Origin of the sequence: Streptomyces filamentosus (assembly GCF_014654895.1) — a bacterium.
In the GTDB taxonomy this organism is placed as follows: domain Bacteria; phylum Actinomycetota; class Actinomycetes; order Streptomycetales; family Streptomycetaceae; genus Streptomyces; species Streptomyces filamentosus.
The window spans coordinates 2,024,316-2,037,436 of sequence record NZ_BNBE01000001.1; the positions used below are offsets into that span (position 1 = coordinate 2,024,316).

At 73.3% G+C, this 13,121-nt stretch carries 13 protein-coding genes; 6 read left to right on the top strand and 7 right to left on the bottom strand.

Translation table 11 applies throughout. The features are described 5' to 3' along the window. Positions 1-43 precede the first annotated feature (43 nt). The 3 genes from IE326_RS08970 to IE326_RS08980 all read left to right on the top strand — a co-directional run bounded on the left by IE326_RS08970 (position 44) and on the right by IE326_RS08980 (position 3,992). On the top strand, positions 44-703 hold the full coding sequence (locus IE326_RS08970; RefSeq protein WP_030761496.1) for a response regulator transcription factor: 660 nt from the start codon (positions 44-46) through the stop codon (positions 701-703). A 306-nt stretch (positions 704-1,009) separates the two neighbouring features. Next, positions 1,010-2,947, top strand: a complete 1,938-nt coding sequence (locus IE326_RS08975) for a 2-oxoacid:acceptor oxidoreductase subunit alpha (RefSeq protein ID WP_190041227.1) — start codon at positions 1,010-1,012, stop codon at positions 2,945-2,947. Continuing rightward, positions 2,940-3,992 (top strand): 2-oxoacid:ferredoxin oxidoreductase subunit beta, encoded by a 1,053-nt coding sequence (locus tag IE326_RS08980; protein WP_190041228.1) that lies wholly within the window; start codon positions 2,940-2,942, stop codon positions 3,990-3,992. Before IE326_RS08975 ends, IE326_RS08980 begins: the two co-directional genes overlap by 8 nt. Before the next feature lie 39 nt (positions 3,993-4,031). Here IE326_RS08980 and IE326_RS08985 read toward each other — a convergent pair whose 3' ends face one another. Further along, entirely contained in the window at positions 4,032-4,412 is a 381-nt protein-coding gene (locus IE326_RS08985) for a winged helix-turn-helix transcriptional regulator (RefSeq protein WP_211821888.1), read from the bottom strand. Between the two features lie 129 nt (positions 4,413-4,541). Here IE326_RS08985 and IE326_RS08990 point away from each other — a divergent pair, with 129 nt between their 5' ends. Together IE326_RS08990 and rarD are read left to right on the top strand one after the other, a co-directional pair. Next, positions 4,542-5,417, top strand: a complete 876-nt coding sequence (locus IE326_RS08990) for an NmrA family NAD(P)-binding protein (protein ID WP_150230660.1) — start codon at positions 4,542-4,544, stop codon at positions 5,415-5,417. A 103-nt stretch (positions 5,418-5,520) separates the two neighbouring features. Next, complete coding sequence (gene rarD / locus IE326_RS08995) at positions 5,521-6,579, top strand: EamA family transporter RarD (RefSeq protein WP_190041229.1); 1,059 nt, start codon at positions 5,521-5,523, stop codon at positions 6,577-6,579. 105 nt (positions 6,580-6,684) lie between these two features. On the opposite strand, the gene IE326_RS09000 is transcribed toward rarD, so the two are convergent. Beyond that, complete coding sequence (locus tag IE326_RS09000) at positions 6,685-7,350, bottom strand: hypothetical protein (protein ID WP_150230656.1); 666 nt, start codon at positions 7,348-7,350, stop codon at positions 6,685-6,687. 565 nt (positions 7,351-7,915) lie between these two features. Here IE326_RS09000 and IE326_RS40595 point away from each other — a divergent pair. Further along, positions 7,916-10,033 carry a S8 family serine peptidase gene (locus tag IE326_RS40595; protein ID WP_229915255.1) on the top strand — a complete coding sequence of 706 codons (2,118 nt, stop codon included), beginning with the start codon at positions 7,916-7,918 and terminating at the stop codon, positions 10,031-10,033. Positions 10,034-10,113: 80 nt separating this feature from the next. Here IE326_RS40595 and IE326_RS09015 read toward each other — a convergent pair whose 3' ends face one another. The 5 genes from IE326_RS09015 to IE326_RS09035 form a co-directional block, all read right to left on the bottom strand. Then, positions 10,114-10,545, bottom strand: a complete 432-nt coding sequence (locus IE326_RS09015; protein WP_150230654.1) for an RNHCP domain-containing protein — start codon at positions 10,543-10,545, stop codon at positions 10,114-10,116. A 1-nt stretch (position 10,546) separates the two neighbouring features. After that, positions 10,547-10,897, bottom strand: coding sequence for an RNHCP domain-containing protein (locus IE326_RS09020; protein ID WP_150230652.1), 351 nt, complete (start codon positions 10,895-10,897; stop codon positions 10,547-10,549). Between the two features lie 283 nt (positions 10,898-11,180). After that, on the bottom strand, positions 11,181-11,690 hold the full coding sequence (locus IE326_RS09025) for a DUF1203 domain-containing protein (protein ID WP_190041230.1): 510 nt from the start codon (positions 11,688-11,690) through the stop codon (positions 11,181-11,183). A gap of 76 nt (positions 11,691-11,766) precedes the next feature. Beyond that, entirely contained in the window at positions 11,767-12,201 is a 435-nt protein-coding gene (locus IE326_RS09030; protein ID WP_190041231.1) for a VOC family protein, read from the bottom strand. Between the two features lie 73 nt (positions 12,202-12,274). Further along, positions 12,275-13,063, bottom strand: a complete 789-nt coding sequence (locus tag IE326_RS09035) for a TSUP family transporter (protein WP_190041232.1) — start codon at positions 13,061-13,063, stop codon at positions 12,275-12,277. Between the last annotated feature and the right edge of the window lie 58 nt (positions 13,064-13,121).

Here is a 13,121-nt window from a genome sequence, read left to right on the forward strand (position 1 = left end):
CGTGGGGGTCGTGGACGTGGGCGTGGAAGAGGCGGCGGGCCGGGTGCGCGTGGTGATCGCCGAGGATTCGGTGCTGTTGCGGGAGGGGCTGACCCGGCTGCTGACGGACCGGGGGCACGAGGTCGTCGCCGGGGTCGGGGACGGCGAGGCGCTGGTGAAGACGGTGGCCGAGCTGGCGGACGCGGGGGCCCTGCCCGACGTGGTGGTGGCGGACGTGCGGATGCCCCCGACGCACACGGACGAGGGGGTGCGGGCGGCGGTGCGGCTGCGCGCCGACCATCCGGGGCTGGGGGTGCTGGTGCTGTCGCAGTACGTGGAGGAGCAGTACGCCACCGAACTGCTGGCCGGTTCCACGCGGGGCGTGGGGTACCTGCTGAAGGACCGGGTGGCGGAGGTGCGCGAGTTCACCGAGGCGGTGGTCCGGGTGGCCGGGGGCGGTACGGCCCTGGACCCGGAGGTGGTGCAGCAGCTGCTGGGCCGGAGCCGGCAGCAGGACGTGCTGGCCCACCTGACGCCGCGCGAGCGGGAGGTCCTCGGTCTGATGGCCGAGGGGCGGACGAACTCGGCGATCGCGAAGCAGCTGGTGGTGAGCGACGGCGCCGTGGAGAAGCACATCGGCAACATCTTCCTGAAGCTGGGCCTCTCGCCGAGCGAGGGCGACCACCGGCGGGTGCTGGCGGTCCTGACGTATCTGCGCTCCTAGCGGGGGTACCGCCTCACCGACGGGAATCGCGGGCGGGGTCGCGGACCGGCCCGGATTCCGCCCCGGAACCTTGATTTTCTGACACTCTGTCAGATAGAGGCGTCCGGGGCCCCCGGCGGGTCCTAGGCTGGAAGAACGAGACGGAACAAGACATTCCGGAATGATCCAGTTGCGGACAGAACAGGACAGAGAAGGCCATAAGGGCGTCTCATTTCATGGCCCATCATGTGGGATTCCAGGGAAGATCCACCGCCCCGTCGTAGGGTGGGCCCAGAGTCCCGCTTGCCGCTAGGGAGGTCCAGTTCAGTGACCAGCCAGGTCAGTAGCGAGGCCGGCGAGGCCCTCCTCGGGGAGCAGCGCAGCGCCCCCGCGGAGGCCCGCCCCGGCGCCGAGAAGGAGGTCCGCCGCCTGGACCGGGTGATCATCCGGTTCGCGGGGGATTCCGGTGACGGCATGCAGCTCACGGGTGACCGGTTCACCTCGGAGACGGCGTCGTTCGGGAACGATCTGTCGACGCTGCCGAACTTCCCGGCCGAGATCCGGGCCCCCGCGGGCACCCTGCCGGGTGTGTCGTCGTTCCAGCTGCACTTCGCCGACCACGACATCCTGACCCCGGGCGACGCGCCGGACGTGCTGGTCGCGATGAACCCGGCCGCGCTGAAGGCGAACATCGCCGACGTGCCGCGCGGCGGCGAGATCATCGTGAACACCGACGAGTTCGCCAAGCGCGCCATGGCCAAGGTCGGCTACGCCACCTCGCCGCTGGAGGACGGGTCGCTGGACGGCTACCGGGTGCACCCGGTGCCGCTGACGACCCTGACGATCGAGGCGCTGAAGGAGTTCGGGCTGTCGAGGAAGGAGGCCGAGCGGAGCAAGAACATGTTCGCGCTCGGGCTGCTGTCCTGGATGTACCACCGGCCGACGGAGGGCACCGAGGCGTTCCTGCGGTCGAAGTTCGCGAAGAAGCCGCAGATCGCCGAGGCGAACGTGGCCGCTTTCCGGGCCGGCTGGAACTTCGGGGAGACCACCGAGGACTTCGCCGTCTCCTACGAGGTCGCCCCCGCGACCCGCGCCTTCCCCGCCGGCACGTACCGCAACATCTCGGGGAACCTGGCCCTGTCCTACGGCCTGATCGCCGCGGCGACCCAGGCGGGGCTGCCGCTCTACCTGGGCTCGTACCCGATCACCCCGGCCTCGGACATCCTGCACGAGCTCAGCCGGCACAAGAACTTCGGTGTGCGGACCTTCCAGGCCGAGGACGAGATCGCCGGCATCGGCGCGGCGCTCGGCGCGGCCTTCGGCGGCTCGCTGGCCGTGACGACGACCTCCGGCCCGGGTGTGGCGCTGAAGTCCGAGACGATCGGTCTGGCGGTCTCCCTGGAGCTGCCGCTGCTGGTCGTGGACATCCAGCGCGGCGGCCCGTCCACGGGCCTGCCGACCAAGACCGAGCAGGCCGACCTGCTCCAGGCGATGTACGGGCGCAACGGCGAGGCCCCGTTGCCGGTCGTCGCCCCGAAGACGCCGGCGGACTGCTTCGACGCCGCCCTGGAGGCGGCCCGGATCGCGCTGACATACCGCACGCCGGTCTTCCTGCTGTCCGACGGCTACCTCGCCAACGGCTCCGAGCCCTGGCGGATCCCCGAGACCGGCTCCCTGCCCGACCTGACCACCGCCTTCGCCACCGGCCCGAACCACACCCTGGCCGACGGCACCGAGGTCTTCTGGCCCTACAAGCGCGACCCCGAGACCCTCGCCCGCCCCTGGGCCGTCCCGGGCACGCCCGGCCTGGAGCACCGCATCGGCGGCATCGAGAAACAGGACGGCACCGGCAACATCTCCTACGACCCCGCCAACCACGACCTCATGGTCCGCACCCGCCAGGCCAAGATCGACGGCATCACCGTGCCCGACCTGGAGGTCGACGACCCGGACGGCGCGGACACCCTGGTCCTCGGCTGGGGCTCCACCTACGGGCCGATCACCGCCGCCGTGCGCCGCGTCCGCCGCGAGGGCGGCCACATCGCCCAGGCCCACCTGCGCCACCTCAACCCCTTCCCGAAGAACCTCGGCGAGGTCCTGGCGCGGTACGGGAAGGTCGTGGTCCCGGAGATGAACCTCGGCCAGCTCGCCACCCTCGTCCGGGCGCAGTACCTCGTCGACGCCCGCTCCCACACCCAGGTCAACGGCATGCCGTTCAAGGCCGAGCAGCTCGCCGCCGCCCTCAAGGAGGCCATCGATGAGTGAATCGCTCCTGAACCTCGTGCCGAAGGCCGAGGCCGTCCAGACGATGAAAGACTTCAAGTCCGACCAGGAAGTCCGCTGGTGCCCCGGCTGCGGCGACTACGCCGTCCTCGCCGCCGTCCAGGGCTTCATGCCCGAACTCGGCCTGGCGAAGGAGAACATCGTCTTCGTCTCCGGCATCGGCTGCTCCTCCCGCTTCCCGTACTACATGAACACCTACGGGATGCACTCCATCCACGGCCGCGCCCCCGCCATCGCCACCGGCCTCGCCACCTCCCGCCGCGACCTGTCGGTATGGGTGGTCACCGGCGACGGCGACGCCCTGTCCATCGGCGGCAACCACCTCATCCACGCCCTGCGCCGCAACGTCAACCTCAAGATCCTGCTCTTCAACAACCGGATCTACGGCCTCACCAAGGGCCAGTACTCCCCCACCTCCGAGGTCGGCAAGATCACCAAGTCGACCCCGATGGGCTCCCTCGACGCCCCCTTCAACCCCGTCTCCCTCGCGATCGGCGCCGAGGCCACCTTCGTCGCCCGCACGGTCGACTCCGACCGCAAACACCTCACCGAGGTACTGCGCCGGGCCGCCGAACACGACGGCACCGCGCTGGTGGAGATCTACCAGAACTGCAACATCTTCAACGACGGCGCCTTCGAAGCCCTCAAGGACAAGGACCAGGCCAAGGAGGCCGTGATCCGCCTGGAACACGGGCAGCCCATCCGCTTCGGCGCCGAGAACGACAAGGGCGTGGTCCGCGACCCGGCCACCGGCGACCTGGAGGTCGTCACCGTCACCCCCGACAACGAGGACCGGATCCTCGTCCACGACGCCCACACCCCCTCGCCCACGACCGCCTTCGCGCTGTCGCGCCTCGCCGACCCCGACACCCTCCACCACACCCCCATCGGCGTCTTCCGCTCGGTGGAACGCCCGGTCTACGACACGCTGATGGCCGACCAGCTCGACCACGCCGTCGAACAGCAGGGCGAGGGCGACCTCGGCCGGCTGCTCGCGGGCAACGACACCTGGACGGTGGTCGGCTGACCCGGTCGCAGGTCAGGGACGTCCGGGGGCGCGGCTGCTTCAGCCGCGCCCCTCGTCGTAGCGTGCGCGGGCCTCCTCGACGGCGGGGACGCGGGACTCGGTCCAGCGGGCGAGGGCCTCGACGCGCCGGGCGGCCTCCTCGCCGAGGGGGGTGAGGCTGTAGTCGACGCGGGGCGGGATGACGGGCTTGGCGTCGCGGTCGACGAAGCCGTCGCGCTCCAGGGTCTGGAGGGTCTGGGTGAGCATCTTCTCGCTGACGCCGCCGATCCTGCGGCGCAGCTCGCTGAAGCGGTAGCCGCGCTCCAGGAGGGCGATCAGGACGAGGACGCCCCAGCGGCTGGTGACGTGCTCCAGGACGAGGCGGGACGGGCAGAGGGCTCCGTCGGCGCCGGTCCCCGTCAGGAGGGGTTCCGCCGGGATCTCCGCGTTCACCTGGTTGCTTACCTTCACACCAGTACCTTACTTCAAAGTGGGTACTTTCTCCTGGTTAGCGCCCGACGTACGGTGAGTGCGTACCCGCCCCGCCCCCCCAGGGAGAAGGAAAGCCCCATGAGCATCGTCGTCACCGGAGCCACCGGACAGCTCGGCCGTCTCGTCGTCGACGCCCTCCTCGCCGACCCGGCCGTCCCCGCCGGGTCCGTCGCCGCCGTCGTGCGGGACAAGGAGAAGGCCGCCGACCTCGCGGACCGCGGCGTCGAGCTGCGGATCGCCGACTACGACCGGCCCGAGACGCTCGCCGGCGCCTTCGGGGCGGGCGACCGGGTGCTGCTGATCTCCGGCAGCGAGGTCGGACGGCGGGTGCCGCAGCACGCCGCGGTGATCGACGCGGCCAAGGCGGCGGGCGTGGCCCAGCTCGCGTACACCGGCGTCCTGGGCGGCCCGGACGCCGACTTCGACCTGGCCGCGGAGCACAAGGAGACCGAGGCGCTGATCCTCGCCTCCGGCCTGCCGCACACCTTCCTCCGCAACGGCTGGTACAGCGAGAACTACACGGCGAACCTCGCCCCCGTCCTCGCGCACGGCGCCGTCGTCGCCAACGCGGGCGAGGGCCGGGTGGCCTCCGCGACGCGCGCCGACTACGCGGCCGCCGCGGCGGCGGTGCTGACCGGCCCGCTCGACGAGCACACGGGCCGGGCGTACGAGCTGAGCGGCGACGAGGCGTGGTCGCTCGCCGAGTACGCGGCGGAGGTCGCCGCCCGCAGCGGCCGGGAGATCGTCTACACGAACGTGCCGGCCGCGGCCCACCTGGAGATCCTGACGGGCGCCGGGGTCCCGGAGCCCTTCGCCGCGATCCTCGTGGACGTGGACGAGGCGATCGCGCGGGGTTCGCTCGCGGTCCGGACCGGCGACCTGGCGCGGCTGATCGGCCGTCCGACCACCCCGATCGGCACCACGGTCGCCGAGGCCCTCGCCGCGGCCGGGTGACCCCTCCTCCAAGGTCATGACCGTATAGCGGTACACGCATGACAGCCGGCCCTGTGCGGCGCTACCTTCGTCGGGACAGCGCGGCGCAGGGCGGGAGGCTTTCATGGGCGGACGACCAGGGGAAGAGATCGGCACGACGGGGGGCGGCACCGGGGGGAGCGGCGGCGAGGGCCGCGCCGGCCTCCTGTACGGCTTCGCCGCCTACGGCATGTGGGGCCTGGTCCCGCTCTACTGGCCGCTGCTCAAGCCGGCGAGCGCGGGCGAGATCCTGGCCCACCGCATGGTGTGGTCGTTCGTCTTCGTCGGCCTCGCCCTGCTGGTGCTGCGGCGCTGGGGCTGGGTGAAGGAGCTCGCGGCCAGCCCGCGCAAGCTGGGCCTGCTGACCGTCGCCGCCGCCGTGATCACGGTCAACTGGGGCCTGTACATCTGGGCGGTCAACACCGGCCACGTCGTCGAGGCGTCCCTCGGCTACTTCATCAACCCCCTGGTCACGATCGCGCTCGGCGTCCTCGTCCTCAAGGAGCGGCTGCGCCCGGCCCAGTGGACGGCGGTCGGCATCGGCTTCGCGGCCGTGCTGGTCCTGGCCGTCGCCGCCGGCCGCCCGCCGTGGATCTCCCTCACCCTGGCGTTCTCCTTCGCGGTCTACGGCCTGGTGAAGAAGAAGGTGAACCTCGGCGGCCTGGAGTCGCTGGCGGCGGAGACGGCCGTGCAGTTCCTGCCCGCCCTCGCCTACCTGGTCCTGCTCGGCAGCCGGGGCACGCTCGCCTTCGGCACCGAGGGCGCCGGTCACATGGCCCTCCTGGCCTCGACCGGCATCGTCACGGCGATCCCGCTGGTCTGCTTCGGCGCGGCGGCGATCCGGGTGCCGCTCTCCACGCTGGGCCTGCTCCAGTACCTGGCGCCGACCTTCCAGTTCCTGCTGGGCGTCACGTACTTCCACGAGGCGATGCCGCCGGAGCGCTGGGCGGGCTTCTCGCTGGTCTGGCTGGCCCTGACGATCCTCACCTGGGACGCCCTGCGCACGGCCCGCCGCAACCGGACGGCCGTCGCCCGCGCGGCGAGGGAGGCCGCGGACCGGCTGGCGGAGGAGGGCGCCGCCGCCCCCGGGCCCGCTGCCGGATCGGCTGCCGGGCCCGCTTCCGCGCAGGAGCAGCGCGCCTGAGCCGTACCCCCGCGACCCCCGCACGAAAAGGCCGCGCCCGCGTGACGTCGCGGGCGCGGCCTACGTTTCCGGGGCCCCTGGAGTTCCCGGAGTTGACAGACTTCCTCAGGCGGGGCGCTTCCAGGTCTTCTCCACCGTGAACGGTCCGGTGGCGGAGGCCAGGCACGGGTCGATGTCGCTCTCCTCGCCGGCCGCGGTGCCGGTCTCGCAGAGCCGGCCGCCGCTCTCGCGCAGGTCGAGGCGGAAGCTGACGACGGCGCCGTCCTGCGCGAGGTCGTGGATGTGGGCGTCGATGTAGCCGAGGCCGTTCAGGGCCTTGCGGACGGTCGCCGGGGTGGGCTTCGCGACCTTCTGGAGCACTTCGAGGACGCGCTGCTCGTGCTGGACGCTCACGCACCACTCGCGGGTGTCCAGCTCCGTCTCGGGCCCGTCGAGGACGGGCTGGGAGGGCACGGAGCCGTCGGGGGCGACGCTCTGCTCCCCCTTCGGCGGGGCGGCCGGCGACGGCGGGGCGGCGGGCTTCTCGCCGGGCGGGGGACACGTCTGCGCGACCTTCGCGAGCATCGCCTCGTACGCGGCCTGGCCGGGCGGCGTCGTCGGCGCCGCGCTCGTCGGGGCGGCGCTCGTCGCGGCGTTCCCCGCGGACACGGTCGCCGGACCCTTCCCGCCCTGCTCGCCGCAGCCGACGAGGGCCAGGGAGGCGAGGGCGGCGGCCGCGAGGGCGAGGACGGGGCGGGCGAGCGGGCCGCGGAGCGCGGTGGTCTGTGTCATGCGTCCAGCTTCCCGGGAGGGACGGGCCGCCGCATGAGCACGCGTACTCATGCACACGTACTCAAGCACGCGCGGTCCGGTGGGGACGCGTGCGGAACGCACGGGGGAGCCCGCCGCCCGCTCCATGATCACATAAGCAATCTTCGCTGCTCAAAAGGGTACTTGCGCGGGAAGAGGATCTTGCTCTAGCGTCCACGCCGTTCGGTCCGGGGCTCGCATTTCTTCACGAGGGGGGAACTCGTGCGCAGAAGGAATGCGCTGTCCGTTTCGGCCTCGTCGCCCTTATTCCCGCCGTTCTCGCGGGAGTTGGCGTAACACGCACCAAGAACGGTGCTGACAGGGCGAGTTGAGGGCACACGCCCCCCTCCCGCCCGGCGAACCGCCGCGCGCCCACCGGCCCGCTCGCGCCCAGGCACGACGGTACGGGCACGGATCCCCATCCGCGCCCGGCCCCTCTTCCCTCGGCTCCTTCCCCGTCACCCCCTCCGGCCGGCCGCCCCCACACCTCCGGCCGGAGCCCTTACCGGTGCGTTCCCGCACCCGTACCCCTTTCCTGGAGCAGCAAGTGAAGAGACGCACAGGCGGCGTGGTCGCCGCCGTGGCGGCGGCCCTGGTGGCCACCGTCACCCCGATGGGCGCGGGCCCGCTGGCCGGATCGGCCGCCGCCGCGACGGGCACCGGCCCGGTGGCGGCCCCGCTGTTCGACCGGACGCAGGACGGCGGCACCGTCCGCGTCAACGTCGTCACCGACCAGCGGTCCACCCTGGCCTCCGTCGCCGAGGCGGGCCAGACCCTCGTCTCGTACGACGTCCTGCCGATGACCACCCTGCGGGTGGACCAGGCCGGCCTGGAGACGCTGAACACCACGCCGGGCGTCCTCAGCGTCACCGTCGACGAGGTGGCCCTGCCGACCCTGGACGAGTCGACCGTCAGGACCGGCGTCGACCGGACCGTCGCCGCCGGGAAGACCGGTGCGGGCGCCGCGGTCGCCGTCCTCGACACCGGCGTCGCCGTCAACCACCCCTTCCTGTCGGGCCGCGTGAAGGCCCAGGCGTGCTTCTCCGACAACGACCCCGTCGCCGGCACCAGCAGCCTGTGCCCCGACGGCTCCCCCGAGCAGCAGGGCCCGGGCAGCGCCGACGTCGAGAGCGGCCCGTGCGCCGCCGGTGACGTCAACTGCTCCCACGGCACCCACGTCGCCGGCATCGCCGCGGGCAACGGGGCGGGGCTCACGGGCGCGCCCCGGCACGGCGTCGCGCCCGGCGCGGACATCGTCGCCATCCAGGTCTTCTCCAAGTTCGAGACCGAGGCGTTCTGCGGCGTCGACTCGGCCCCCTGCCTGGGCAGCTACACCAGCTCCCAGATCAAGGCCCTGGAGCAGGTCCTCTCCCTGAAGAACTCGGGGATGAACATCGCCGCGGTCAACATGAGCCTCGGCGGCCAGACCACGGCCGTGGCCTGCGACCAGGACATCCGCAAGCCGGTCATCGACGCGCTGCGCTCCGCGGGCGTCGCCACCGTCATCGCCGCCGGCAACAACGGCGCCACCAACGCCGTCAGCAACCCCGGCTGCATCTCCTCCGCGATCACGGTCGGCTCGACCACCGACGAGGACCAGCTCTCCACCTTCTCCAACCGCGGCCCGCTGCTGGACCTCCTCGCCCCGGGCACGACGATCGTGTCCTCGGTGCCCGGCGGCCTCTACGCGCCGAAGAACGGCACCTCGATGGCCGCCCCGCACGTCGCCGGGGCCTTCGCCGTGCTGAAGCAGGCGTACCCGACCCTGACGGTCGACCAGCTGGAGGCGAAGCTGGAGGCCGACGGCACCCCGATCACGTACACGGGCGCCACCACTCCGCGGCTCCAGCTCGACAGGACCCTGCTCCCCTCCACGCCGAAGCCCGCCGTCCCCGGCGACATGACGGGCGACGGGAAGCCCGACATGGTCGCGATCGAGGACACCGGCAAGCTGTGGCTGTACCCCGGCCTGGGCAACGGCGGCCTCGGCGCGCGCATCCTGATCGGCAGCGGCGGCTGGAGCGGCGCCTCGGTGACGCACCGCGGCGACTGGACCGGCGACCGCAAGGAGGACGTCGTCGCGATCGTCGGCGGCGAGCTGTGGGTCTACCCGAACCGCGGTGACGGCACCCTCGGCGCCCGTCTCAAGCTCGCCACCCTGAACACGTCCACCCGCGTCACGGCCCCCGGCGACGTCAACAACGACGGCCACCCCGACCTGCTCACCACCTACGACGAGGGCCTCACCCTCTACACGGGCACGAGCGGCGCCGTGCCGGCCGTCTCCAGGCCGACCTTCGTCGGCTGGGGCTCCTGGTCCTCGATGCACCTCAGCTCCGCGGGCGACGCCGACAAGGACGGCACGATGGACCTGCTGGGCCGCGACCCCCGCGACGGCGAGCTGTGGCTCTTCAGCGGGCAGGGCGGCGGCATGTTCCACCCGGGCGCCCTGGTCGAGTACGGCCGCGGTTACTTCACGGCCAACCGGCCCCTGGTCACCGCCGCCGCCGACGCCGACCTGAACGGGGTCGCCGACTCGTGGGCCACCACGAACACCGGCACCCTGCTGTTCTACAAGGGCGGCAACAACATCCACGGCCCGATCGACGGCCCGTCCGTCGAGGTGGGCAACGGCGGCTGGCAGACGATCAAGTCCATCAGCTGACCCCGTCCCCGCCGACGGCCCAAGGCCGGTCCCGGACCCCGCACCCGGGGTCCGGGACCGGCCTCCCGCGTTCTCGCCCCCTACAGGCCGAGCAGCACCGCGTGGGCCGCGCCGGGCACCCCCGGGTCCCGCAGCGGCCGCAGGGCGAGCCGCATGAGGGCGAGGGCGTTGTCGTCACCGGCGATCCGGTTGGCGCTCAACTCCCCGCAGGACAGGCACTCGTGGACGAGCAGCCATTCGCCGTCGGGGCGGACGGAGACGCTGAGCGGCGCCATCCGTCCCCGGCAGGCGGCGGCCCGGTCGCCGGGCACCCGGCCGTCCACGTGCAGGCTGGCCAGGCAGGTGGGGCAGTGGTTGCGGTGGGCGGTGCCGGGTGCGGCGAGCGGGACGACGAGCCGGCAGCCGACGCACCGGAAGTCCTGCTCCCGGTGCCCGCTGCGCTGCCCGTGCAGCACGTCCTTGGGGCGCTGGGCCCGCCGGCCCCGGTCGTCCGCGCGCGTACGGCGGGCCATGTCACAGGTCCCCGAACGCTTCGAGCGGGAAGGGCGGCTGGGCCAGCGGCCGGACCGCCATCCGCATGAGGATGAGCCGGTTGTCGTCCTCCGCGACGGGGCTGGAGGTCAGTTCGTCGCAGCGCACGCAGCGGTGGACGACCGTCCAGTCGCCGGTGCGGAGCACGGCGATGGAGATCGGCGACATCCGCGCCCCGCACGTGCTGGGGCCGCCCTCGACGTGGTCGTGGACGTGCCGCGAGTGCAGGCAGGACGGGCAGTGGTTGCGCCGCTGTCCGCCGGCGGCGCGGGCGTGGACGGTGAGTCCGCACCACACGCAGGTGAAGGTGTCGATGAGGAAGTTGTCGGTCACCCGGAGGCTCCTTGCCGAGGAAGTGTCACTGGCAGCAGGAGTCGGCCGAGCGGGCCTCGCGGGGTCGGTGCCTAGGCGGCGGGGGCCGTGGAGTGAGGCGCGCTCGGCGCGGGCCGGGTCATAGAACACCCTCTCTGGGCGGGCCGGAGCCCGGAAATCGCATGGGGACGGACGGACGGGAAGGGGACGGGAAGGTCCCCGGGACAGAAGCTAGACATCCGCCCCGGGGCCCCGCCACTCCTTTTTCCCGGCCCCTCCCCCGTGGCGGTCCCGGGCGCCGGGGCTACGGCCGCCGGACCTCGAAGTGGAAGCAGCCGTACTCGACGGCCCGCACGTGCACGAGGGCCACGGCCGGGTCCGCGAAGGCCTCCGTCAGCGCCTCGTCGAAACCCTCCGCCGGGACGTCGGGCAGCTCCAGGAGCCGCCCGCCGACGATCCGGCCGTCCGCGTCGTAGCGGCGTACGGTCCGCAGGGCCCCGGCGCGCTCGAAGGGGTACGTCCCCGGTGCCGCGGGCTCCGGGCCGCCGCAGTCCTCGGCGTGCACGAAGACCGGCCCCACCTCGTCGTACGCCCCCGGCCGCGCGCCCGTGGCGGCGGCCCAGCGCCGCAGCGGGGCGTAGGAGACGAGGGCGATGCGGTCCCCGGCGCGGGCCGCCCGCAGGCAGCAGCGCAGGGGGCCGCCGTCCTCGGTGAGCGTGTACGGGACGCAGGGGCGGCCGGCGTCGTCGGTGCTCCGGAGCTCGGCGAGGGCGGCGGGCTCGATGGGCCGGGCCGTGAAGGCGTGGAGGTTCATGCCCCCACCCTCCGCCCGGCCCCGCCGTCGTGCTGGCGGGATCCGGACGGCGACCTGCCCCGCGTGCCGCGGGGGATCAGTCGAGGCAGAACTCGTTGCCCTCGATGTCCTGCATGTTGATGCAGGACTCGTTCTCCTCGTCGGCGACGAGCACCTCCAGGCACACCGCGCCGAGGGCGACCAGCCGGTCGCACTCGGCCCGGAGGACGGCGAGCCGCTCCTCGCCGACGAGCCCGGTGCCGGTCCGCACGTCGAGGTGGACCCGGTTCTTGACGACCTTGCCCTCGGGGACGCGCTGGAAGAGCAGGCGCGGGCCCTTGCCGGAGGGGTCGGAGCAGGGGAAGTAGCGGACCTGCCGGTCCTCCGGCAGCGACCGGTAGTGCTCCTCCCACGTCTCCGCGCCCTCGGGCACCGGCGGCAGCTCGTAACCGAGCACCTCGCACCAGAAGCGGGCGAGGCGGATCGGGTCCGCGCAGTCGATGGTGACCTGGAATTCCTTGATCGATGCCATCCGGGCACCGTAACAAAGCCCGCCCCGGCCCACCTCTCCTTAAAAAGAGGCGGGTTGGGGCGGGCGGTACGGGCTACCGCAGGCCCTGCACCGCGTAGAGCGCGCCGACGCCGGTGGCGAGGGCCGCGAGGAGGAGGCGGAGGGCGGTCTCGGGCAGGCGGGGCTGGAGGTGCGCGCCGAGGTAGCCGCCGGCGAGTCCCCCGGCGCCGCAGGACAGGCCGAGGAGCCAGTCGGGGGCGACGTCGCCGGCGGTGGTGAGGGACAGCAGGGCGTAGGTGGCGGCGCCCACGACGGAGGTCACGAAGGTGGCGGCGAGGGCGGCGGGCGCGACGGTCGCGACCGGGCTCCCCCGCCCCACGAGCACCGGCCCGAGGAGGGACCCGCCGCCGATCCCGTACACGCCTCCCGCGACGCCGACGGCCAGGGCCAGCGCCCTCGTGGCGCGGGGCGAGGGCGGGCGCGGGGCGCGGGCCGGTGCGGGGCGCAGGGTGCGCAGTCCCAGCCACAGCCCGAGCGGCAGCAGCAACGCGGCGACGAGCAGCCGGAAGACGCGCGGTCCGGGCACGGCGAAGACCCGGATCGCGGCGCCGAGGACGACGCCGGGCACGGTCCCGGCGACGAGCAGCCGGGTCAGCGGCCCGCCGAGCCGCCCGGCCCGCCAGTGCCGGAACAGGGCGCCGGGCCCGGCCACGACGTTGTACAGCAGGTTCGTCGGCGTGACGGCGGGGCTCGGCACGCCCAGCAGGCTGACCTGCACCGGCAGCAGGAAGACGGCGCCGGAGACCCCCACGGGCGCGGTGGCGACCGAGATCAGGAACCCGGCGGCGAACCCGCCCGCACCCGTCGCCCACGACCACTCCACGCCGCCGCCCCCTCGCCTCCGGCGGCCATGCTAGCGAGGGGCCCGCCCTCCGCGGCCG

Excerpts from the sequence above, each read along its gene's own strand:
- IE326_RS08980 (WP_190041228.1), top strand. The coding sequence starts at position 2,940 with ATGAGTGAATCGCTCCTGAACCTCGTGCCGAAGGCCGAGGCCGTCCAG.
- IE326_RS08990 (WP_150230660.1), top strand. The coding sequence starts at position 4,542 with ATGAGCATCGTCGTCACCGGAGCCACCGGACAGCTCGGCCGTCTCGTC.
- rarD (WP_190041229.1), top strand. The coding sequence starts at position 5,521 with ATGGGCGGACGACCAGGGGAAGAGATCGGCACGACGGGGGGCGGCACC.
- IE326_RS09000 (WP_150230656.1), bottom strand. The coding sequence starts at position 7,350 with ATGACACAGACCACCGCGCTCCGCGGCCCGCTCGCCCGCCCCGTCCTC.
- IE326_RS09015 (WP_150230654.1), bottom strand. The coding sequence starts at position 10,545 with ATGGCCCGCCGTACGCGCGCGGACGACCGGGGCCGGCGGGCCCAGCGC.
- IE326_RS09025 (WP_190041230.1), bottom strand. The coding sequence starts at position 11,690 with ATGAACCTCCACGCCTTCACGGCCCGGCCCATCGAGCCCGCCGCCCTC.
- IE326_RS09030 (WP_190041231.1), bottom strand. The coding sequence starts at position 12,201 with ATGGCATCGATCAAGGAATTCCAGGTCACCATCGACTGCGCGGACCCG.